Here is a 20822-nt window from a genome sequence, read left to right on the forward strand (position 1 = left end):
CCCTCGCTCTCCGGTCCGGTCATCGTGCGTCTTCGCACGTAGCGGCGGCGCGACCGTACCAAAACGTTCCCTCGCCGTAGCCACGGGACCGGAGGCCCTCGAAGCCGTCCGGCCACCGGAATTCGCCGCCTCTGGTGCTGCGCTCCACGGTGACGAGTGCTTCGTCGGCGAGCCAGCCCTCCGAGCGGAGTGTGAGCAGAATCTCGCGAAGATCGTCGTCCGAGACGGCGTACGGGGGGTCGAGAAACACGAGGTCGTACGGCTCGGCCGGCGGCGGGGTCTTGATGATCTGTTCCGCTTTGCCCGACCTGACCTCGGCGCCGGGAAGGCCCAGGTTCTTCACGTTCTCCCGGACGACACGGGCCGCTCGGGCGTCCGCCTCGACCAGGAGGGTGTGGCCGGCGCCCCGGGAGAGGGCTTCCAGGCCTACGGCGCCCGAGCCCGCGTAGAGGTCCAGGACCCGTTCGCCGTCCAGGGGGCCGCCGAGGAGGGACTGCCAGGTGGAGAAGAGGCCCTCGCGTGCGCGGTCTGATGTTGGCCGGGTGCCTGTTCCCGGCGGGACGGCCAGGCGGCGTCCGCCGGCTGCGCCGGCGATCACGCGGGTCATTGGGGGGTCCTTCTTCGTGGGCGACTTTACGGTTCATTGTGGCTGGTCGCGCAGTTCCCCGCGCCCCTGGGTACTCACCTCTAACCCTTTTCCAGGTACTGCTCTCTCTCCTCGTCCAACAGAGCGTCGAGGGCCGTACGCAAGCCGGGGAGGCCGGCCAACTCCGGATCGGCCGCCACGACAGCCGTCGCCTCCTCCCTCGCCTCCGCGATGACCTCCTCGTCCTCGATGACGGCGAGGACCCGGAGGCTGGTGCGGGCGCCGGACTGGGCCTGGCCGAGGACGTCTCCCTCGCGGCGCTGTTCCAGGTCGATGCGGGAGAGCTCGAAGCCGTCCAGGGTGGAGGCCACGGCGTTCAGGCGCTGGCGGGCCGCGCCGGCCTCGGGCATCTCGCTGACCAGGAGGCAGAGGCCGGGGGCCGAGCCACGGCCCACCCGGCCGCGGAGCTGGTGCAGCTGGGAGACGCCGAAGCGGTCGGCGTCCATGATCACCATGACGGTGGCGTTGGGGACGTTCACGCCGACCTCGATGACGGTGGTGGCGACCAGGACGTCCGTCTCGCCGGCCGCGAAGCGGCGCATGACGGCGTCCTTGTCGTCGGGGTGCATACGGCCGTGCAGGACCTCGACCCCGAGGCCCTTGAGGGGGCCTTTGGCGAGCTGGTCGGCCACGTCGAGGACGGCGAGGGGCGGCCTCTTCTCGGCCTCGTCCTCGGGGGACTTCTTCGCCTTCTTCGGGTCGGCCGCCTCGTCGATGTCGTCACCGATGCGAGGGCAGACCACGTACGCCTGATGGCCGTTCCCCACCTCCTCCCGGACCCGCTCCCAGGCCCGGGAGAGGAAGTGGGGCTTGTCGGCGGCCGGGACGACGTGGCTGGCGATCGGGGAACGGCCGGCCGGGAGCTGGTCCAGGACCGAGGTCTCCAGGTCGCCGAAGACGGTCATGGCGACCGTGCGCGGGATGGGGGTGGCGGTCATGACGAGGAGGTGCGGCGGCTGCTTGCCCTTGCCGCGCAGGGCGTCGCGCTGCTCGACGCCGAAGCGGTGCTGTTCGTCCACGACGACCAGGCCGAGGTCGTGGAACTGCACCTTGTCCTCGATCAGCGCGTGCGTGCCGATCACGATTCCGGCCTCGCCGGTGGCCAGGTCCAGCAGGGCGTGGCGGCGGGCGGCGGCGCCCATGGAGCCGGTGAGCAGCACCACCTTGGTGGCGTGCTCGGCACCGCCCAGCATGCCGCCCTCGGCCAGCTCGCCCATCATCTCGACGACCGACCGGTGGTGCTGCTGGGCGAGCACCTCGGTGGGCGCGAGCATGGCGGCCTGCCCCCCGGCGTCGACGACCGCGAGCATGGCCCGGAGGGCCACCATTGTCTTTCCCGAGCCCACTTCGCCCTGGAGCAGCCGGTGCATCGGGTGTTCGGTAGCCAGGTCGTCGAAGATCTCCCTGGAGACCTTCTGCTGGCCCTCGGTCAGCGTGAAGGGCAGGCGGTCGTCGAAGGCGGACAGGAGGCCGTCGGGCTTCGGGGTGCGGGGTACGGCGGGGAGCTGGGCGTCGGCGTGCCGGCGGCGGGCCAGGGCGACCTGGAGGACGAAGGCCTCGTCCCACTTCAGGCGGGCGCGGGCGTCGGCGATGTCGGCCTTGGTGTGCGGGCGGTGGATCTTGAGCAGGGCCTCGGGGAGGGGGAGGAGGCCGCGGCCCGCGCGGAGGGAGTCCGGGAGGGGGTCCAGGGCCTCCTGGGCGCTCGGGAGCACCGTCTGGATCGCCTTGCCGATCTTCCAGGACTCCAGCTTGGCGGTGGCCGGGTACAGGGGGATCAGGGCGCCGGCCCAGGTCTCGACCGTTTCGTCGGTGTCGCCGCGCAGCAACTCGTAGGCCGGGTGGGCGAGCTGGAGGCGGCGGTTGAAGACGGAGACCTTGCCGGCGAACATCGCGCGGGTGCCCGGGAGCAGTTCCTTGTGGGGCTTGTGAACCCCGTTGCCGAAGAAGACCAGTTGAAGTCGCCCGCTGCCGTCGGTGATCGTGACCTCCAGGCGCTGGCCCTTGCCTCGGGGGGCCTTGGACGAGGCGAAGGTGTGCAGGCGGGCGTCGGCGACCTGGGCGACCACCGTGACGTGCTCGTCCATGGGGAGGTCGGCGAGGTGGGTGAGCTGGCCGCGCTCCTCGTATCTGCGCGGGTAGTGGTGCAGGAGGTCGCCGACGGTGCGCAGGCCTAGGTGCTCGGCCATCACCTTCGCGGTGGCGGGGCCGAGCACCGACTTCAGTGGTTGCTTCAGCGGTTCTTGCAGTGCGGGCACGAGTTCCATTGCACACCACGCCACTGACAATGCCGTAGACGCTGCGCTGGGATTCGGGAAACCGCTGGTCAGGTAGGCCGTTCCGGGCCTAGGATGGCGCGCTCCGGCCATCCCCCGCGGTCACCGCCCCAGACCGGGACCGCCCGACCCCGCGCCGTACGCACTCCCCCCTCCGGCGCAGTGACGATGGACTCCCAGACCTCGCAGTCAGCCCAGGCATCCCAGTCACCTCACACACCTCATACGTTCCAGGTCGACCTTCGCGGTCTGGTGGACCTGCTCTCCCATCACCTCTACTCCAGCCCCAAGGTCTATCTGCGCGAGCTGCTGCAGAACGCCGTGGACGCCGTCACCGCCCGGCGGGCCGCAGAGCCCAGTGCTCCGGCGTGGGTGCGGCTGCATGCCGCGGACGGGGCGCTGCGCGTGGAGGACAGCGGCGTCGGGCTCACCGAGTCGGACGTGCACAGCCTGCTCGCGACCATCGGACGCAGCTCCAAGCGCGCGGAGGGCCTGCAGGAGGCCCGCTCCGACTTCCTGGGCCAGTTCGGCATCGGCCTGCTGGCCTGTTTCGTGGTCGCCGAGCGCATCCGGGTGGTCAGCCGCAGCGCCCGTACGCCCGAGGCCCCACCGGTGGAGTGGACGGCGCGCGACGACGGCTCGTACCACGTGCGGACGCTGCCCGACGCCGAGCGGCCCGAGCCCGGCACCACGGTGTACCTGACGGCGCGGGCGGGGGCGGCCGAGTGGCTCGCGCCCGAGCGGGTGCGCGCGCTGGCCCGGGACTTCGGCGCGCTGCTGCCGTACGACGTCCGGGTGGGCGAGGAGCCGGTCACGGACCTGCCGGCGCCCTGGGACCGGCCCCACCCCTCCCCCACCGCCCGCAGGGTGGCGCTGGCCCGGCACTGTCACGAGCTGTTCGGGTTCACCCCGCTGGACTCGATCGACCTGGACGTGCCGCTGGCCGGGATCCGCGGGGTGGCGTACGTGCTGCCGTCGGCGGTCAGCCCGGCCCAGCGGGCCACCCACCGGGTGCATCTCAAGGGCATGCTCCTCACCGAGCGGGCCGAACAGCTGCTGCCGGACTGGGCGTTCTTCGTGCGCTGCGTGCTGGACACGGACAGCCTGCGGCCCACGGCCTCGCGCGAGTCGCTGTACGAGGACGAAACCCTCGCCGCCGTACGGGAAGCCCTGGGCGAAAGGATTCGCTCCTGGCTGACGGGGCTCGCCGCCGGTGATCCGGAACGGCTCTCCGCCTTCCTGGCCGTGCACCACCTGGGCGTGAAGTCCCTGGCGCGGCACGACGGCGACATGCTGCGCACCATGCTGCCGTGGCTGCCGTTCGAGACCACGGACGGGCAGCTGTCCCTGGAGGAGTTCGCCCAGCGGCACCCGGTGGTGCACTTCACGCGGACGGTCGAGGAGTACCGGCAGGTCGCGCCCATCGCCTCGGCGCAGGGCATCGGGGTGGTCAACGGCGGTTACACGTACGACAGCGAGCTGGTCGAGGCGCTGCCCGCGGTGCGGCCGGGGACGGTGGTCGCCGAGCTGGACGCGGACACCGTGACCGCGCACCTGGACGCGGTCGACTCTGGCGTGGAGCTGGCCCTGTCCGGCTTCCTGGCAGCCGCGCGGGCGAAGCTGGACCCGCTCGGCTGTGACGTCGTCCTGCGCGCCTTCCACCCGCTCTCCGTGCCGGCGCTGCACCTGGACGACCGGGCCGCGCGGCACGAGCAGGCCCGCGCGGAGGCCGAGGAGCAGGCGGACGACCTGTGGGCGGGGATCCTGGGCTCGCTGCGCGGCAGCGCCCCCCGCGCGCGTCTGGTGCTCAACCATCTCAACCCGCTGATCCGCCGGATCAGTTCGCTCGGGGACCCGGAGCTGATCGGGACCGCCACCGAGTCGCTGTACGGGCAGGCGCTGCTGATGGCGCAGCGCCCGCTGCGGCCCGCCGACTCGGCACTGCTCAACCGGGCGTTCATCGGCCTCCTGGAGTGGGCCACGCACGGGGAGTCACACGGGGGCACGCATGGGGAGAACGGTCGCTGATGGGTGAGATCACGGACTTCGACGCGCTGCGCCGGGCGATGGCGGAGAACTCCGAGCAGCCGGAGGGACCGGCCCGCAACGCGCGCGCGGAACAACTGCTCGCCGAGGCCGAGAAGCTGGACATCCCGCTCGCCGTGATCGAGGCGCTCGGGCACCAGCTGAAGGTCTACAACTACAGCTCCGAGAAGGACAAGATGTTCGTCCCGTTCGCGCGGCTGCTGCGCCTGTGGGACGAACGGCCGGAGGACTTCGACGAGTACGAGACGCACTCGCTGCACTGGGTGTTCAAGTGGGTCTCGGCCGGCATGCTGGACCAGCCGCACATCCCGCTCGCCTCGATCGAGCAGTGGCTCGGCGAGATGGAGCACCGCTACCGGCTCGCCGGCCACTCCGAACGGGCCGTGCGCAGCGCCGAGTTCAGCGTGGCTTCGCACATCGGGGACCGGGCGCGGGCCGAGCGGGCGTACGCCGCCTGGCTGGCCGCGGACCGGGACCGGATGGCCGACTGCCACGCGTGCGAGCTGCACGGGCAGGGCAGCTGGCAGGTCACGTGCGGCCGGGACGCGGCGGCCCTGGACCTGTGGGCTCCGGTGCTGGAGGGCGAGTACAGCTGCGCGCACGAGCCGCACACGGTGCTCGCGTCCTCGCTGGTGCCGCTGCTGCGCCTCGGCCGCGTGGCGGAGGCCCGGGCCCACCACCTGCGCGGCTTCCGCCTCGTCCGCCCCATGGAGAGCATGCGTGGCGCCTACGCCGACCACGTGGAGTTCTGCGCCCTGACCGGCAACGAGGCGCGCGGCCTCGAACTGCTCGCGCAGCGGCCGGCGTACTTCACGGACTCCGGGCATCCGCGCAGCCGCCTGGACTTCCTGGCCGTGGTGACGCTGCTGATGGACCGGCTGACCGGACTGGGCCTGGGCGAGCAACGGGTACCGGGCCCGGCCGGCCGCGTGTGGACCGCGCGGGAACTCGCCGCGCACGCGCGCGCGCAGGCACTGGGCCTGGCCGAACGGTTCGACCTGCGCAACGCAACGCCGTACGTCGGCGACCGCGTCCGCGAACGGATGGCCCAGCAACCACTGGTGGACCGCCTGCCGCTGGGCGTACGCGCTCCCGCGCGGACGGCCGCCCCGGCGCGCCCCCCGCGGGAGGAGGCCCCGGAGCCGCCCGACCTCGCCACTCTCCTCACCGAGGCACGCCGGCTGTCGGACACGCTGCAACCGCGCGCCCTGGAGGCGTGGGAGGCGGTGGCACGGGCCGCCGAGGACGTGGAGCTGGATCCGCGGTCCCGGGCGGAGCTCACCGACCACGAGGCGATGTCCCGCGGCCCCGAGGGCATCGCCCTGTTCGACCGGGCCGCCGCCCTGTACGCGGAGGCGGGCGACCCCGGGGAGGCTCTGGCGGCACGCGCGCGTGGAGCGCACGTCCGCGCCCTGGCAGGCGAGCCGGACGCGGCACTGGCGGCGGTCACCGCCCCGTACGACGAGATCCTCGCGCTCTACGCCGAGGAGTCCACCGGCGTACGACAGGCGGCGTCGGTGCTGATGAGCAGGGCGCGGATCCTGATGCGCCGGGTCGACGCGGGGGCGGAGGCCGCGGGCGGAGCCGCCGCGCTCTCGGCGCGGGACGCCGACGCCGCCCTGCACGACGCCGAGCAGGCCGTACGCGAGGTGCTGGCGCTCGTGGACGGGCGTGGTGACGGTGACGTGCGGCTTGCGGCCCGGGGTGCCGAGGGGCGGGCGATGCTCGCGGAGTTGGCCGAGCGGGCCGGGAACGTGGAGCGGGCCATGGAGTTGTTCCGGCGGGCTGCCGCGGAGTACGTGGGTGCGGGGCTGCCCTGGTTCGCGGTCGAGTACGAGGTCCGGGTCGCCGGGCTCGCCCATCAGGCCGGTGACCTGGCCGGGGCCGAGCGGGCGCTGCGGTCGGCGCTGGAGCACGGCGGGCCGTACGTGGAGGCGGCCGGACGGGCCCAGCTGCACCTCCAGCTCGCCGAGGTGACCGGCGCCCGGGGTGCGGCCGGGGAGGCGGCGGAGCACGCCCTGGAGGCCGCGCACTGGGCCGACGAGGCGGGCGAGAGCGCGACGCTGGGGGTCTGGGCCCGGCACCAGCTGGGCGGCTTCCTGCTCCGGGAGGGGCGGTGCGCGGAGGCCGCCGAGGTGCTGGAGTCGGTGCTGCCCGAGGTCAGCGCCGAGACGCACGGCGACGGCGTGGTCGTGCAGGCCCGGTGGTGGCTCGGGGACTGCCTGAGCGAGCTGGGCGAGCACCGGGCCGCCGCCGAACACCGGCTGCGGGCCGCCGAGATCGCCCGGCACTGGCCCGAGCAGCAGGACCACGCCACGCTGGCCCACCTCGCCGCCGAGTCGCTGAGCAACGCCGGGCTGCTGGAGGAGGCGGACCAGGCCTACACGCGCGCGGGCGACCTGTGGCGCTCGCTCGGCAACGCCCCCTTCCTCGTCCGCTCCCTGCGCGCCCGCGCGTGGCTGGCCCTGCGCGCAGAGGCCGGAGCGGAGGGTGCGCGGGAGCGGATGGCGCAGGCGGTGCGGGAGTGCGAGCGGGCGCTGGAAGCCGCCGCCGGCCCGATGGCCCGCGATCAGCTCACCGCCGAACTCGCCAACACCCACCGCCAGTTCGGCGAACTGCTGGCCCGCTCGGCGGCCGAGGTGGACGAGACGGACCAGGCAGATCAGGCAGATCAGGCGGACCAGGATCAGGGGATTCAGGGGGCCTTCGAAGGCGCTCTGGTCCAGATGGCCCGCGCGGCCACGCTGTTCGGCACCCTCGGCGCCGACGGTCTGCACAGCCGTACCGGCGCCGAACTCGCCGCGGGCTGGCTGGAGGCCGACCTGGGCCGGCCCGCCGACGCGGTGGCACGCGCGCGCGGCGTGCTCGCGGCCTACGAGGGCGCCGACGACGCGGACGAGATCGTCCAGGCCCGACGGGCGGAGGCGCACCAGATGCTCCAGCTGGACGGGAGCGGACAATGACCGGGGGCCGGTTCACTCCACGCCGATGAGCAGCAGTGCCCCCTGCCGGCCGCCCCGGTACACCACCGTGTCCACGGCCAGGTAGGACTCGCGTACACGGGTCTCCAGGTGTTCGGCGACAGCCTCCGGAGCCTCGTCGCCGACGACGACGGTGACCAGTTCGCCGCCGGCCTGGAGCATGCGGTCCAGCACGGTCTCGGCGGTGGCGGTGACGTCCTGGCCGATCACCGCCACATCGCCGTCGATCAGGCCCAGAACGTCCCCGGCCTGGCAGATGCCGGCCGTCGTGAAGGACCGGTGCTCGGCGACGACGACCTCGGCGTACCGGGTGGCGCCCGCCGCCGAGGTCATCTGGACGACGTCCTCGTCGAACCGGCGCTCCGGCTCGTGCACCGCGAGCGCGGCGATGCCCTGGACCGCCGAGCGGGTCGGGATCAGGGCCACGCGGATGCCCTCGGCGCGAGCCTGCTCGGCCGCCGCCGCGGCCGTGTGGCGCAGCTCGCCGTCGTTGGGCAGCAGCACGACCTCGCGCGCGTGGGCGCGCCGTACGGCCTGCACCAGCTCCCCGCTGGCCGGCGGCTCCCCCGGGCGCGCGAGGACCGTGGTCGCGCCGGCCTCGGTGTACAGCCCGGCCAGGCCCTCCCCCGGTACGACGGCGACGACGGCCCGCTGGGCGCGCTCGCGCGGCGGGCGCTCGCCGCGCGTGTGCGCGTCGCCGAGCCCGAAGTGCGTGATCCGGATCCGGTACGGCCGCCCGGCCTCGACGCCGGCCTCCACGGCGGCGCCCGCGTCGTCCACGTGGACGTGGACGTTCCACAGCCCGTCGCCGCCCACCACGACGAGGGAGTCCCCGAGGGCGTCGAGCTGCTCACGCAGCCGGGACACGGCCGTGTCACCGGCCTCCAGGAGATAGATCACCTCGAAGGCGGGGCCCCCGCTCTCCCCGCCGTCGGCGCACAGCTCGTCGGCCTCGGCGCACTCGGAAACGGCGGCCACGCGCGCGTGCGCATCGGCAGCGGGGGCGGGCACGGCCTCCCGAGCCACCTCCCCGGTCACCACCTCCCCGGTCATCGCCTGCCCGGTCATCGCCTGCCCGGTCACCGCCTCCCCCGTGAACGCCTCCACCAGCGCCCCCAGCACCGCCACCAGTCCCCGTCCGCCCGCGTCGACCACACCGGCCCGCGCCAGCACGGCCAGCTGGCCGGGAGTGGCCGCCAGGGCCGCACGCGCGCCCTCGTAGGCCGCCCGCGCGATCGCCCCGCAGTCGTCCCCGGCCTCCCCCGCCCCCTCGGCGGCGTCGGCAGCGGCCGAGGCGACCGTCAGCACGGTGCCCTCGACGGGGTGCGCCACGGCCTGCCGGGCTGAGTCGGCCGCGTGCCGCAGGGCCAGCCGCAGCCCCGTGCCGTCGATGTGCGACGCCTCCGCCTCGGCGAGCACCTGGCCCATGCCGCGCAGCAGCTGCGCCAGGATCGTCCCGGAGTTGCCCCGGGCCCCGATGAGCGCCCCGTGGGCCATGGCCTGCACGGCGTCGGCGAGCGAGGGTTCCTCGGAGCCGGTCTCGTACCCGGTGAAGACGGCCTCCACGGCCGCCGCGGCGGACTCCAGAGTCAGGTACAGGTTCGTCCCGGTGTCCCCGTCCGCCACCGGGTAGACGTTGATCGCGTCGATCTCGGCGCGCGCCTGCCCCAGTGCCCGCAGCGCCAGACCGCACCAGGTGCGCACCGCGAGAGCATCGAAGAATGTCTGCGGCACCTGCGCCACCTGCGCCTCCCTGAGCTGGCTGGACGGTGGACGCAGCGTAGACCTTGCACCGGTGTCCACCGGAAGAGGGCCGGGAGCGGGGCCCTGAGCTGCCATGGTAGTTTCGTTGTACCGAAGCAGCCGTTGTATGCTGCTCCGGTTGCCCGATCCTGATCGGGCCGTCCCCTGGCAACGCCACTCAAGATCTCAGGTCTTATGATCTCGATCCCGGCCTGCCGGGATTATCCGTAAGTGCATCTGAAGTCTTTGGAGTGACCCGTGGCTGCCAACTGCGACGTCTGCGGCAAGGGGCCGGGCTTCGGCAACAACATCTCGTTTTCGCACCGCCGTACGTCCCGTCGCTGGAACCCGAACATCCAGCGTGTGCGTACCGTGGTCGGCGGGACGCCGAAGCGCGTGAACGCCTGCACCTCGTGCATCAAGGCCGGCAAGGTCTCGCGCTGACGCACAGCTAAGCGCGCGGCCACTGCTGGTTCGCTGCACTGAGCCGGTCCACCTCCGGGTGGGCCGGCTTTTTGCCGTACCCATCCGCCGCTCCCCCTGCTCCCCTCCTGTGGTTCAGCCCCTGAACCGCCACCCGTGATCCACCGGCCCGATCCCCGCTCCCAGGGCGAACCCGGCGGCGATCGCCCCGGTGACGTACTCCTTGGCCTCGGCCACCGCCTCGGGCACGGAGCGCCCCTTCGCCAGCCCCGACGCGATCGCGGAGGCCAGCGTGCAGCCCGTGCCGTGGGTGTGCCGGTTGTCGTGGCGGGGTGCCCGCAGCCAGTGCTCCTCCGAGCCGTCCGTGAGCAGGTCCAGGGCGTCCCCCGCCAGGTGCCCGCCCTTGATCAGCACCCAGCGCGGCCCGTACGCCAGCACGGCCGCCGCGGCCCGTCGCAGATCGTCCTCCGACTGGACCCGTACACCCGTGAGTTGGGCCACCTCGTCCAGGTTCGGGGTCGCCACGGTCGCCGCCGGCAGCAGCTTGGTGCGCACCGAGTCCAGCGCGGACGCGGCCAGCAGCGGGTCGCCGTGCTTGGAGACGCCGACCGGGTCCACGACCGCAGGGGCGTCCGTACCGGAGATCAACTCGGCGACCGCCTCGACCAGTTCGGCCGAGGAGAGCATCCCGGTCTTCACAGCCTGTACGCCGATGTCGTCGACGACGCCGCGGTACTGCGCCCGTACCGCCTCCACCGGCAGCTCCCAGGCGCCTTGCACGCCCAGGGAGTTCTGTGCGGTCACGGCGGTGATCACGCTCATGCCGTGCACGCCGAGCGCCAGCATCGTCTTGAGGTCGGCCTGGATGCCCGCGCCGCCGCCGGAGTCGGAGCCGGCCACGGTCAGAACCCGGGGAGGCACAGCAGAGGCGCTCATGACTCCAGGTCCCCGAAGTGGTCCCAGCCGCCCTTGCTGGTCCAGGGCGCCCCGTCGACCGTCACCTGGGGCAGCGCCGAGAGGTTGAGGACCTCGCCGATGACCTTCCAGCGGGCCGGGAGCTTGGTGTCCGACGGGAAGGTCGCGACGATCGCGTGGTCCTCTCCGCCGGTCAGCACCCACTGCATCGGGTCGACGCCGACGGCCTGTCCGATGTCGTTCATCTGGGACGGGATGTCGATCGCGCCGGAGCGGATGTCGATACGGACCTTGCTGGCCTCGGCGATGTGCCCGAGGTCGGCGATCAGGCCGTCACTGACGTCGCACATGGCGGTCGCGCCGAGCGCGGCGGCGGCCGGACCCGCGTGGTACGGCGGCTCGGGGCGCCGGTGGGCCTCCACGAAGGCGCGCGGCGAGCGGAAGCCGCGGGAGAGCACCGCGTATCCGGCCGCGGACCAGCCCAGCCAGCCCGTGACGGCCACGAGGTCGCCGGGCTGGGCTCCGGAGCGGGTCACCGGCTCCTGGTTGCGCAGATCACCGAGCGCGGTGATCGACACCATGATCGTGTCGCCGCGTACGACGTCTCCGCCGACCACGGAGGCGCCGGCGACCTGGCACTCGTCGCGCAGGCCGTCCATCAGCTCGCTGGGCCAGGTGACCGGGAGTTCGGCGGGGACGACCAGGCCGAGCAGCAGTGCGGTCGGTACGGCGCCCATGGCGGCGATGTCCGCGAGGTTCTGGGCCGCCGCCTTGCGGCCCACGTCGTAGGCCGTGGACCAGTCGCGGCGGAAGTGCCGTCCCTCCAGCAGGATGTCGGTGCTCGCCACCACCCGGCGGTCGGGGGCGGCGACCACCGCGGCGTCGTCGCCGGGGCCGACCCGGACCGCCGGGGTGGTGGTCAGACGGGAGGTGAGCTCCCTGATGAGCCCGAACTCTCCGAGCTCACCAACAGTGCCCTTCATGACGCTTGCTCCCCTTCTGCCTCTTGCCTTGCCCGCTCGCGCGTCACCAGTGTCCTCGATACGGTCGAGAAGACCGTCAGATACGGTCAGGATGACCGTCCGATACGGTCGGGCGGACCGTCAACTTCTGTCGTGCCTGCACCCTGGCGCGCAAGCCCGGTTTCCGTGGGTCTCCCCGCGGAGAGCGGCGACGCGATACCGTGGCGTTCCTTTTCCCCACATGATCCTCGTGGCCGCCTTGGAGGTTCCGTGGTACAGGCGTACATCCTGATCCAGACGGAGGTCGGCAAGGCGTCGACCGTCGCCGAGACCATCAGCAAGATCCCTGGAGTGATCCAGGCTGAAGACGTGACGGGTCCGTACGACGTGATCGTGCGCGCCCAGGCCGACACGGTCGACGACCTCGGCCGCATGGTGGTCGCCAAGGTCCAGCAAGTGGACGGCATCACGCGCACCCTGACCTGTCCGGTCGTGCATCTGTAGCCCCCGTCTACGCTTGGCCGGTGAACTTCTTCCGTCACCGGCCCCTCGGCCTGCTCGCGCCCGTCCTGCTGATCGCGGTCGCGGGCTGCTCCTCGGCAGACGACAACGCGGCGATCACGGTTCCCACCCCCGACGCCAGGACGGCGAAGGCGTGCCGTGCGCTGCACCCGGTGCTGCCCGGGAAGCTGGACGGACGGACCCGCAACGACCCCGCGCCCCGGTCCGCCTACACGGCAGGCTGGGGAAACCCGGCGATCATACTGCGCTGCGGTGTCGTACGGCCGCCGAAGATGGTCGACCCGAAGGTGGCCGAGGGCGGTGACCCGAACGCGATCCCGGGCGGGGTCGACGGCGTCGACTGGCTCATGGAGAAGCAGGGCGACGGCACCTGGCGGTTCACCACGGCCAAGCGAGTGGCCTATGTGCAGGTGACGGTGCCCAAGGGCATGTCGGCGCAAGCGGAGGGCGCCTCGATCCTCGCGGATCTCGCGCCCTCCGTCAGGAAGGCGGTCCCCAAGGGGATCGCCTCCATGCGCTGAACCTCCATGCGGTGAGACGGGAGCGCTAGCGCAGCCCGGTCGAGCGGCGCAGCGCGGCCTGCACCAGGCGGTCCACCAGCTCCGGGTAGCTGATGCCGGTGGCCTGCCACATCTGCGGGTACATCGAGATGGGCGTGAAGCCGGGCATCGTGTTGATCTCGTTGATCACGAACTCGCCGTCCTCGGTGAGGAAGAAGTCCGCGCGGACCAGGCCCTCGCAGGAGGCCGCCTCGAAGGCATCCACCGCGAGACGGCGCACCTCGGCGGTCTCCTCGTCGGTGAGCGGGGCCGGGACGATACCGGGCGTGGAGTCGATGTACTTGGCCTCGAAGTCGTAGTACGCGTGCGCGTCCGGCGGCGGGATCTCGGCCGGGACGGAGGCGCGCGGCCCGTCCTCGAACTCCAGGACGCCGCACTCGATCTCGCGGCCCCTGAGCGCCGCCTCGACCAGGATCTTCGGGTCGTGCTGCTGCGCCAGGGCGATGGCCTCGTCGAGACCGGAGAGGTCGTCGACCTTGGTGATGCCGATCGACGAACCCGCGCGCGCGGGCTTCACGAAGAGCGGCCAGCCGTGCTCGCCGGCGAAGTCGATGATCTTCTTGCGGGCGGCGGACTCGTCCTGCTGCCACTCGCGGGGCCGGATCACCACGTACGGGCCGACCTTGAGCCCGAAGGAGGTGAACACCCGCTTCATGTACTCCTTGTCCTGGCCGACGGCCGAGGCGAGCACGCCGGAGCCCACGTACGGCACCCCGGACAGTTCCAGGAGGCCCTGGAGGGTGCCGTCCTCGCCGTAGGGGCCGTGCAGCACCGGGAAGACCACGTCGACCTCGCCGAGGGCCTTGGGCACGGAGCCGGGCTCGGTGTAGACGACCTCGCGGTTCGCGGGGTCGACGGGGAGCACGACGCCGCCCTCGCTGGATTCCGCCAGCTCCTGGACCTCGGGGGTGCGGCGGTCGGTGATCGTCATCCGCTCCGGCGCGTCGGCGGTGAGCACCCAGCGGCCCTCCCGCGTGATGCCGATCGGCAGGACGTCGTACTTCGTCCGGTCGATGGCCTTGAGGACGGCGCCGGCGGTGACCATGGAGATCCCGTGTTCGGAGCTGCGCCCGCCGAATACAACGGCCACACGCGGCTTCCGGGACGACTGCTCGGACGGCTGCTCAGGGCTCTGGGGGAGGTTCTCGGTGCTCATATCGGGTTGAGAGTACCCGCTGGTATCCCCCGAGTCAGCGCCCACTTGGCCGCCGTCGCTCAGCGTCGCACGGACGGTCGCTCAGCGTCGTGGTCAGCGCCTCTCGCGCTTCGCGCTGCGCGACATCAGCTCCTTGAGAGCGACCACCGGCGGCTTGCCCTCGTGGACGATTCCGACGACCGTCTCGGTGATGGGCATGTCGACGCCGTGCCGGCGGGCCAGATCCAGCACGGACTCACAGGACTTGACGCCCTCGGCGGTCTGCTTGGTGACCGCGATGGTCTCCTCCAGGGTCATGCCCTTGCCGAGGTTGGTGCCGAAGGTGTGGTTGCGGGACAGCGGCGAGGAGCAGGTGGCCACCAGGTCGCCCAGGCCCGCGAGTCCGGAGAACGTCAGCGGGTCGGCGCCGAGCGCGACCCCGAGCCGCGCGGTTTCCGCGAGACCGCGCGTGATGAGCGAGCCCTTGGCATTGTCGCCGAGCCCCATGCCGTCCGCGATGCCGACGGCGAGGCCGATGACGTTCTTCACGGCACCGCCCAGCTCGCAACCGACCACGTCCGTCTCGGTGTACGGCCGGAAGTACGGCGTGTGGCAGGCGGCCTGGAGGCGCCGGGCGACGGCCTCGTCGGTGCAGGCGACCACGGCGGCGGCGGGCATGCGGGCGGCGATCTCGCGGGCCAGGTTGGGCCCGGTGACCACCGCGATGCGCTCGGGGCCGACCTTGGTGACGTCCTCGATGACCTCGCTCATTCGCATGGTGGAGCCGAGTTCGACGCCCTTCATCAGGGAGACGAGGACGGTCCCGGGGGCGAGCAGCGGGGCCCACTCGGCGAGGTTGGCGCGCAGGGTCTGCGAGGGGACCGACAGGACGGTGAAGTCGGCGTCGGCGGCAGCTTCGGCGGGATCGGTGGTCGCGCGGAGGTTCTCCGGAAGCTCGACGCCCGGGAGGTAGTCCGGGTTGGTCCGGGTGGTGTTGATCGCCTCCGCGACCTCCGAGCGGCGTGCCCACAGGGTGACCTCGCACCCGGCGTCCGCGAGCACCATGCCGAAGGCCGTGCCCCACGAACCGGCGCTGAAGACCGCCGCCTTGACCGGCTTGCTCACTTGCTCTGCCCCTCTTCCTGCTTGCCCGTCGTCTGCGCCTGCGTGCGGCGGCGCTGCTCGATCCGCTCCAGGCGCGGGTCGTACGGCGTCGCGGGCGCCTTCTCGCCGCGGATCTCCTCCAGCTGGCGGGTGACGGCCGCCATGATGGCCTCCGTGGCCTCCTTCAGGAGCTCGGCGGTCATCTCCTGGTCGTAGAAGCGGGAGAGGTCCACGGGCGGGCCCGCGAGGACGTGGTGGGTCTTGCGCGGGAAGAGGTTGGGCTTCTTCGAGTAGGGCGGCAGCAGTTCGTTGCAGCCCCACTGGGCGACCGGGACTACCGGGCACTTGGTCTGCAGGGCCACGCGCGCGGCGCCGGTCTTGGCGGTCATGGGCCAGCCGTCCGGGTCGCGGGTGAGGGTGCCCTCGGGGTAGAAGGCGACGCACTCGCCGCGCTCCACGGCGTCGATCGCGGCGCGGAAGGCGCTGAGCGCGTCCGTGCTCTCGCGGTAGACGGGGATCTGTCCGGTGCCGCGCATGGCGGCGCCGACCAATCCCTTCTTGAAAAGCCCGCTCTTCGCCAGGAATCGCGGAACCCGTCCGGTGTTGTACTGGTAATGGGCGTACGCAAAGGGATCAACGTGGGAATTGTGGTTCACCGCGGTGATAAATCCGCCCTCGGCCGGAATGTGCTCCATTCCACGCCAGTCCCGCTTGATCAGAACCACCAGCGGCGGTTTGCAGATCACCGCGGCGAAGCGGTACCAGAAGCCGATTCTGCGGCGGGGCACGCGGACACCTTCCTCTAGGCCTCTAAGGGGCTGCCACCTGGGCCGGGGGCCGCACAAGTGTCGCTCCAGGCCGCCGGTCTGTCGAGAACACCGTACGCCCGCCCGTCACCCGCCACCGCCCTTGCATCGAGCTTCGCGCCCCTCCCCGATACGCAACCCGCCAGATCGCCCGGGTGACAATGTGTGCGACAAGAGAGGGACGGTACGCCGGTGCAGTGGACCTTGGTCATCCCCCTGAAGCCTCTGGCGCTGGCCAAGAGCAGGCTCTCGGACACCGCCGCCGACGGGGTGCGCCCGGGACTGGCACTCGCGTTCGCGCAGGACACGGTGGCCGCGGCGCTCGCTTGCGGGGCGGTCGCGGGTGTGGCGGTCGTCACGGACGACGAGCTGGCCGGCCGGGAGCTGGCGGCGCTGGGTGCGCGGATCGTCCCTGACGCCCCGGGAAGCGGCCTGAACGCCGCTCTGAGGCACGGAGCCGCCGTCGTACGGGAAATGTCCCCCCACGTCCCTGTCGCGGCCCTGAACGCCGATCTGCCGGCGCTGCGCCCACGCGAATTGTCCCGGGTACTGGAGGCGGCGGCGGAATTCCCGCGGGCTTTTCTCCCGGACGCGGCGGCACTCGGCACGACGCTGCTGGCCGCGGCACCCGGCCAGGAATTGCTCCCGGCTTTCGGCACCGATTCCCGCGCCCGCCACCGCGCCTCGGGCGCGGCGGAACTGCGGCTGCCGGCGGTGGATTCGGTACGACAGGACGTGGACACGGGCGCGGACCTGCGAGCGGCGCTGGCGCTGGGGGTGGGCCGGCATACGGCAGCGGTGTCGGCCGGGTTGCTGATCCCGGGGTCCTGAGCCGGGGGCGCTCACGGACGTCGGCAAGGTGCCGCAAACGCCCGAGCATTAGGCTGGCCGCCATGCAAGCGACCGCGTACACGTACGACCCCGAAACCCGCAGCGGGCAGGTGCTGCTGGACGACGGCACCCCCGTGCCCTTCGATGCCGCCGCGTTCGACGCGGGCGGGCTGCGGCTGCTGCGGCCGGGGCAGCGGGTGCGGATCGAGACGGAGGGCGAGAAGGACACCGTCCGGATCACCCTCGTGACGCTTCAGACGCTGTAACTGCCGTTATGCGGTAACTCCCCTTACATACGCCGCGGGCCGGGCTCCCCAGGGGAGTCCGGCCCGGCGCGTGAGTGCCTTGGCGTCCTTACGACGTCGCCTTGCGAGCGGTGGCCTTCTTGGCGGTGGTCTTGCGAGCCGTCGACTTCTTGGCCGGGGCCTTCTTGGCGGTGACCTTCTTCGCCGGGGCCTTCTTGGCGGTGGTCTTCTTCGCGGCAGCCGTCTTGGCGGCGGCCGTGGTCTTCTTGGCCGTGACCTTCTTGGCCGTGACCTTCTTCGCGGTGACCTTCTTGGCGGTGACCTTCTTCGCCGGTGCGGCCTTCTTGGCCGTGACCTTCTTCGCGGCAGCCTTGGCGGTCTTCTTCGCGGCGGCCTTCTTGACCGTCGCGGCAGCACCGCCGGTGAGGCTGCCCTTGGGGGCCTTCTTGACGGAGACCTCGCCGCCCCGCGGGAGCTTCTTCGAGCCGCTCACCAGGTCCTTGAAGCCCTGGCCGGCACGGAAGCGCGGAACGGAGGTCTTCTTGACCCGAACCCGCTCGCCCGTCTGGGGGTTGCGGGCGTAACGGGCGGGGCGGTCCACCTTCTCGAAGGACCCGAAGCCGGTGACCGAGACCCGCTCACCTGAGACGACCGCGCGGACGATGGCGTCCAGGACATGGTCGACAGCCTCGGCAGCCTGCTGGCGGCCACCCAACTTGTCGGCAATCGCTTCTACGAGCTGCGCCTTGTTCACGTCTTCCCCTTCGGAGACATCGCCAGAACGAAAGTGTTCAAGCTTTTTCGCACGTTAGGCAGATATATACCGCAAATCAAACACGAAACGGGCTTATCACCCTTGTGCCGCAACGGACTCGGCTGTATCGAACTGTTCAGCTGTCCTCTTCGGGGATCCGACCCTCGTCGAGGTCCGCGGTGAACCGTTCGAGCCGCCTTGCCGCATCGGCGAGATCGTGCTTGGCCGCGGCCGTAATGACCAGCAGCTTCCGGGTCAGCGCCATCCGTACGCCCTCCGGGACTTGCAGTGCGCGCACCCGGGAGTGCGCTTCCTTTAGTTGGTCCGCGACTGCCGTATAGAGGTCGAGTTGGCCGTCGTGTTCCATGCACAGATTGTGCCATCTGGGGCGAGTTGTCGCCTGCGCAGGGGGTAACTGCCGCCCCTGACAGCCCTCTCGGCCGCTCCGAAAGCCCGGATCCACCGGTGCGCGTACCCCGCCAATCACCCTCCTAACGTGGGAAGTTGAGGGCGGCAGCGCGAGCGCGCGGGGCCTTCCGGGTGCAGACACAGCTGTACCCCCAATCGTGGCGATCGGGGGTACAGGCTAGGCGTTGAGGTGGCCGAAACTCGACCCCTCAGGGTGCGGAGGTCCGGCCCTTCAGGGTGTGGATCTCAGCCCTGGAGCGTGCGCGGCTTGTACGAGGGGCGCTTGGCCTCGTAGGCGGCGATGTCGTCCTCGTTCTGGAGGGTGATGGAGATGTCGTCCAGGCCGTTCAGCAGCCGCCAGCGGGAGTTCTCGTCCAGCTCGAAGGAGGCGGTGATGCCCTCGGCGCGCACCTCACGAGCCTCAAGGTCCACAGTGACCTCAGCAGTCGCGTCCTTCTCGGTCAGCTCCCACAGCGCGTCCACGGTCTTCTGGTCGAGGACCACCGTGAGCAGGCCGTTCTTCAGCGAGTTGCCCCGGAAGATGTCCGCGAAGCGGGCGGAGATCACGGCCTTGAAGCCGTAGTTCTGCAGCGCCCAGACCGCGTGCTCGCGGGAGGAGCCGGTGCCGAAGTCGGGCCCGGCGACCAGGACGGTCGCGCCCTGCCGCTCGGGACGGTTGAGCACGAACTCCGGGTCCTTGCGCCAGGCCTCGAACAGCCCGTCCTCGAATCCGTCCCGGGTCACCTTCTTGAGCCAGTGAGCAGGGATGATCTGGTCGGTGTCGACGTTGCTGCGGCGCAGCGGGACGGCCCGGCCGGTGTGGGTGGTGAAGGCTTCCATGATTCTCAGACTCCAGCGGGCGCGGCAGCGGCGGTTACGTCGGTCAGGTCGGCGGGCGAGGCCAGGTGGCCCAGGACCGCGGTGGCCGCCGCGACCTGCGGCGACACCAGGTGCGTACGGCCGCCCTTGCCCTGCCGGCCCTCGAAGTTGCGGTTGGAGGTGGACGCGGAGCGCTCACCCGGGGCCAGCTGGTCGGGGTTCATGCCGAGGCACATCGAGCAGCCCGCGTGCCGCCATTCGGCGCCGGCCTCCTTGAAGACCACGTCCAGGCCCTCGGAAACGGCCTGCAGACCCACCCGCGCGGAGCCCGGGACGACCAGCATCCGTACGCCGTCGGCGACTTTGCGGCCCTGCAGCAGCTCGGCGGCGGCGCGCAGGTCCTCGATGCGGCCGTTGGTGCAGGAGCCTACGAAGACGGTGTCCACCTTGATGGAGCGCAGCGGCTGGCCGGCCTCCAACCCCATGTATTCCAGGGCCTTTTCGGCGGCGAGGCGCTCCGAAGCGTCTTCGTACGAAGCCGGGTCGGGGACGGACGCCGAAAGGGGCGCGCCCTGGCCGGGGTTGGTGCCCCAGGTGACGAACGGGGACAGCTCGGCGGCGTTGATGACGACCTCGGCGTCGAAGACGGCGTCCTCGTCGGTCCTCAGCGTCTTCCAGTACGCGACGGCGGCGTCCCAGTCGGCACCCTCAGGGGCGTGCGGGCGGCCCTTGAGGTACGCGAAGGTGGTCTCGTCGGGGGCGATCATGCCCGCGCGGGCGCCGGCCTCGATCGACATGTTGCAGATGGTCATCCGGGCCTCCATCGAGAGCTTCTCGATGGCGGAGCCGCGGTACTCAAGGATGTAGCCCTGGCCGCCGCCGGTACCGATCCTGGCGATGATCGCCAGGATCAGGTCCTTGGCGGTGACGCCCTCGGGCAGCTCGCCCTCGACGGTGATGGCCATGGTCTTGGGCCGGGCCAGCGGCAGCGTCTGGGTGGCGAGCACGTGCTCGACCTGGGAGGTGCCGATGCCGAACGCCAGGGCGCCGAAGGCGCCGTGCGTGGAGGTGTGGGAGTCACCGCAGACGACGGTCGTACCCGGCTGGGTCAGACCCAGCTGCGGTCCCACGACGTGGACGACGCCCTGCTCGACGTCGCCGAGCGGGTGCAGGCGCACGCCGAACTCGGCGCAGTTCTTGCGCAGGGTCTCCAGCTGGGCGCGGGAGACCGGGTCGGCGATCGGCTTGTCGATGTCGAGGGTCGGGGTGTTGTGGTCCTCGGTCGCGATGGTGAGGTCGAGGCGGCGCACCTGGCGACCGCTCTTGCGCAGGCCGTCGAAGGCCTGGGGGCTGGTCACCTCGTGCAGCAGGTGCAGATCGATGTAGAGGAGGTCGGGCTCGCCCTCGGCGCGCCGGACGACATGGTCGTCCCAGACCTTCTCCGCGAGTGTCCTACCCATCGCTTTCCCTTCGGCCGGCAAATGTTCTGCGGCCCAACTAGAGATCTTGAGGAGGCGGCACCCTCGCCCCTGCTGATTCCGGGCGCCCGCCGCCAGGCCCTTTGGTCCACGGGCCGCTGTGTGATTCCAGAGTGGCGGGTTCCACGGAAAATTGAACTTGCGTTTCACAGAGTGAGACGTGAATATCGT

At 71.7% G+C, this 20822-nt stretch carries 19 protein-coding genes; 7 read left to right on the plus strand and 12 right to left on the minus strand.

Going from position 1 to position 20822, the window contains the following annotated elements; genetic code table 11:
- Positions 1-19: 19 nt before the first annotated feature.
- Both rsmD and recG read right to left on the minus strand, forming a co-directional pair.
- Complete coding sequence (gene rsmD, locus ACWD3E_RS33605) at positions 20-607, minus strand: 16S rRNA (guanine(966)-N(2))-methyltransferase RsmD (RefSeq protein WP_451391314.1); 588 nt, start codon at positions 605-607, stop codon at positions 20-22.
- An 80-nt stretch (positions 608-687) separates the two neighbouring features.
- Positions 688-2910, minus strand: coding sequence for an ATP-dependent DNA helicase RecG (gene recG, locus ACWD3E_RS33610; protein WP_451391315.1), 2223 nt, complete (start codon positions 2908-2910; stop codon positions 688-690).
- 177 nt (positions 2911-3087) lie between these two features.
- Here recG and ACWD3E_RS33615 point away from each other — a divergent pair, with 177 nt between their 5' ends.
- Both ACWD3E_RS33615 and ACWD3E_RS33620 read left to right on the plus strand, forming a co-directional pair.
- Complete coding sequence (locus ACWD3E_RS33615; RefSeq protein ID WP_451391316.1) at positions 3088-4947, plus strand: HSP90 family protein; 1860 nt, start codon at positions 3088-3090, stop codon at positions 4945-4947.
- Positions 4947-7928 (plus strand): tetratricopeptide repeat protein, encoded by a 2982-nt coding sequence (locus tag ACWD3E_RS33620; RefSeq protein WP_451391317.1) that lies wholly within the window; start codon positions 4947-4949, stop codon positions 7926-7928. Before ACWD3E_RS33615 ends, ACWD3E_RS33620 begins: the two co-directional genes overlap by 1 nt.
- 12 nt (positions 7929-7940) lie before the next feature.
- Here the strand turns inward: ACWD3E_RS33620 and ACWD3E_RS33625 are convergent, their stop codons facing one another.
- A complete protein-coding gene (locus ACWD3E_RS33625; RefSeq protein ID WP_451391318.1) occupies positions 7941-9689 on the minus strand; it encodes a DAK2 domain-containing protein in 1749 nt (582 codons plus the stop codon).
- A 258-nt stretch (positions 9690-9947) separates the two neighbouring features.
- Between ACWD3E_RS33625 and rpmB the strand changes: the two genes are divergently transcribed.
- Positions 9948-10133 (plus strand): 50S ribosomal protein L28, encoded by a 186-nt coding sequence (rpmB, locus tag ACWD3E_RS33630; protein WP_009190838.1) that lies wholly within the window; start codon positions 9948-9950, stop codon positions 10131-10133.
- 114 nt (positions 10134-10247) lie between these two features.
- Here the strand turns inward: rpmB and thiD are convergent, their stop codons facing one another.
- Positions 10248-11048: a bifunctional hydroxymethylpyrimidine kinase/phosphomethylpyrimidine kinase gene (gene thiD / locus ACWD3E_RS33635; protein WP_451391319.1), complete on the minus strand. Its 801-nt coding sequence runs from the start codon at positions 11046-11048 to the stop codon at positions 10248-10250.
- Positions 11045-12010 (minus strand): thiamine-phosphate kinase, encoded by a 966-nt coding sequence (locus ACWD3E_RS33640; RefSeq protein WP_451391320.1) that lies wholly within the window; start codon positions 12008-12010, stop codon positions 11045-11047. Before ACWD3E_RS33640 ends, thiD begins: the two co-directional genes overlap by 4 nt.
- 249 nt (positions 12011-12259) lie before the next feature.
- On the opposite strand from ACWD3E_RS33640, the gene ACWD3E_RS33645 reads away from it, so the two are divergent.
- Both ACWD3E_RS33645 and ACWD3E_RS33650 read left to right on the plus strand, forming a co-directional pair.
- Positions 12260-12493 (plus strand): Lrp/AsnC family transcriptional regulator, encoded by a 234-nt coding sequence (locus ACWD3E_RS33645; RefSeq protein WP_003997603.1) that lies wholly within the window; start codon positions 12260-12262, stop codon positions 12491-12493.
- 20 nt (positions 12494-12513) lie between these two features.
- Positions 12514-13032: a DUF3515 domain-containing protein gene (locus ACWD3E_RS33650; protein ID WP_451391321.1), complete on the plus strand. Its 519-nt coding sequence runs from the start codon at positions 12514-12516 to the stop codon at positions 13030-13032.
- A 25-nt stretch (positions 13033-13057) separates the two neighbouring features.
- Here the strand turns inward: ACWD3E_RS33650 and ACWD3E_RS33655 are convergent, their stop codons facing one another.
- The 3 genes from ACWD3E_RS33655 to ACWD3E_RS33665 form a co-directional block, all read right to left on the minus strand.
- Positions 13058-14227, minus strand: a complete 1170-nt coding sequence (locus ACWD3E_RS33655; protein ID WP_451391322.1) for a D-alanine--D-alanine ligase family protein — start codon at positions 14225-14227, stop codon at positions 13058-13060.
- Positions 14228-14320: 93 nt separating this feature from the next.
- A complete protein-coding gene (locus ACWD3E_RS33660; protein WP_451391323.1) occupies positions 14321-15331 on the minus strand; it encodes an NAD(P)H-dependent glycerol-3-phosphate dehydrogenase in 1011 nt (336 codons plus the stop codon).
- Positions 15328-16098, minus strand: a complete 771-nt coding sequence (locus ACWD3E_RS33665; RefSeq protein ID WP_451354899.1) for a lysophospholipid acyltransferase family protein — start codon at positions 16096-16098, stop codon at positions 15328-15330. Before ACWD3E_RS33665 ends, ACWD3E_RS33660 begins: the two co-directional genes overlap by 4 nt.
- A 210-nt stretch (positions 16099-16308) precedes the next feature.
- On the opposite strand from ACWD3E_RS33665, the gene cofC reads away from it, so the two are divergent.
- Together cofC and ACWD3E_RS33675 are read left to right on the plus strand one after the other, a co-directional pair.
- Positions 16309-16947 carry a 2-phospho-L-lactate guanylyltransferase gene (cofC, locus tag ACWD3E_RS33670; protein WP_451391324.1) on the plus strand — a complete coding sequence of 213 codons (639 nt, stop codon included), beginning with the start codon at positions 16309-16311 and terminating at the stop codon, positions 16945-16947.
- A gap of 62 nt (positions 16948-17009) precedes the next feature.
- Positions 17010-17213 carry a hypothetical protein gene (locus tag ACWD3E_RS33675; RefSeq protein ID WP_451391325.1) on the plus strand — a complete coding sequence of 68 codons (204 nt, stop codon included), beginning with the start codon at positions 17010-17012 and terminating at the stop codon, positions 17211-17213.
- A gap of 88 nt (positions 17214-17301) precedes the next feature.
- On the opposite strand, the gene ACWD3E_RS33680 is transcribed toward ACWD3E_RS33675, so the two are convergent.
- The 4 genes from ACWD3E_RS33680 to leuC form a co-directional block, all read right to left on the minus strand.
- Positions 17302-17946, minus strand: a complete 645-nt coding sequence (locus ACWD3E_RS33680) for an HU family DNA-binding protein (RefSeq protein WP_451391326.1) — start codon at positions 17944-17946, stop codon at positions 17302-17304.
- Between the two features lie 136 nt (positions 17947-18082).
- Positions 18083-18313: an SCO5555 family protein gene (locus tag ACWD3E_RS33685; protein ID WP_451354903.1), complete on the minus strand. Its 231-nt coding sequence runs from the start codon at positions 18311-18313 to the stop codon at positions 18083-18085.
- 287 nt (positions 18314-18600) lie between these two features.
- Positions 18601-19194, minus strand: a complete 594-nt coding sequence (gene leuD / locus ACWD3E_RS33690; RefSeq protein WP_451391327.1) for a 3-isopropylmalate dehydratase small subunit — start codon at positions 19192-19194, stop codon at positions 18601-18603.
- 5 nt (positions 19195-19199) lie between these two features.
- A complete protein-coding gene (gene leuC / locus ACWD3E_RS33695; protein WP_451391328.1) occupies positions 19200-20633 on the minus strand; it encodes a 3-isopropylmalate dehydratase large subunit in 1434 nt (477 codons plus the stop codon).
- Positions 20634-20822 lie beyond the last annotated feature (189 nt).

It is taken from the genome of Streptomyces sp. NPDC002676 (assembly GCF_053592455.1).

Coding starts and splice junctions, on each gene's coding strand:
- leuD (WP_451391327.1), bottom strand. CDS start 19,194: ATGGAAGCCTTCACCACCCACACCGGCCGGGCCGTCCCGCTGCGCCGC.
- ACWD3E_RS33655 (WP_451391322.1), bottom strand. CDS start 14,227: ATGAGCACCGAGAACCTCCCCCAGAGCCCTGAGCAGCCGTCCGAGCAG.
- ACWD3E_RS33615 (WP_451391316.1), top strand. CDS start 3,088: ATGGACTCCCAGACCTCGCAGTCAGCCCAGGCATCCCAGTCACCTCAC.
- ACWD3E_RS33640 (WP_451391320.1), bottom strand. CDS start 12,010: ATGAAGGGCACTGTTGGTGAGCTCGGAGAGTTCGGGCTCATCAGGGAG.
- rsmD (WP_451391314.1), bottom strand. CDS start 607: ATGACCCGCGTGATCGCCGGCGCAGCCGGCGGACGCCGCCTGGCCGTC.
- ACWD3E_RS33675 (WP_451391325.1), top strand. CDS start 17,010: ATGCAAGCGACCGCGTACACGTACGACCCCGAAACCCGCAGCGGGCAG.
- leuC (WP_451391328.1), bottom strand. CDS start 20,633: ATGGGTAGGACACTCGCGGAGAAGGTCTGGGACGACCATGTCGTCCGG.
- ACWD3E_RS33620 (WP_451391317.1), top strand. CDS start 4,947: ATGGGTGAGATCACGGACTTCGACGCGCTGCGCCGGGCGATGGCGGAG.
- thiD (WP_451391319.1), bottom strand. CDS start 11,048: ATGAGCGCCTCTGCTGTGCCTCCCCGGGTTCTGACCGTGGCCGGCTCC.
- ACWD3E_RS33685 (WP_451354903.1), bottom strand. CDS start 18,313: ATGGAACACGACGGCCAACTCGACCTCTATACGGCAGTCGCGGACCAA.
- recG (WP_451391315.1), bottom strand. CDS start 2,910: ATGGAACTCGTGCCCGCACTGCAAGAACCGCTGAAGCAACCACTGAAG.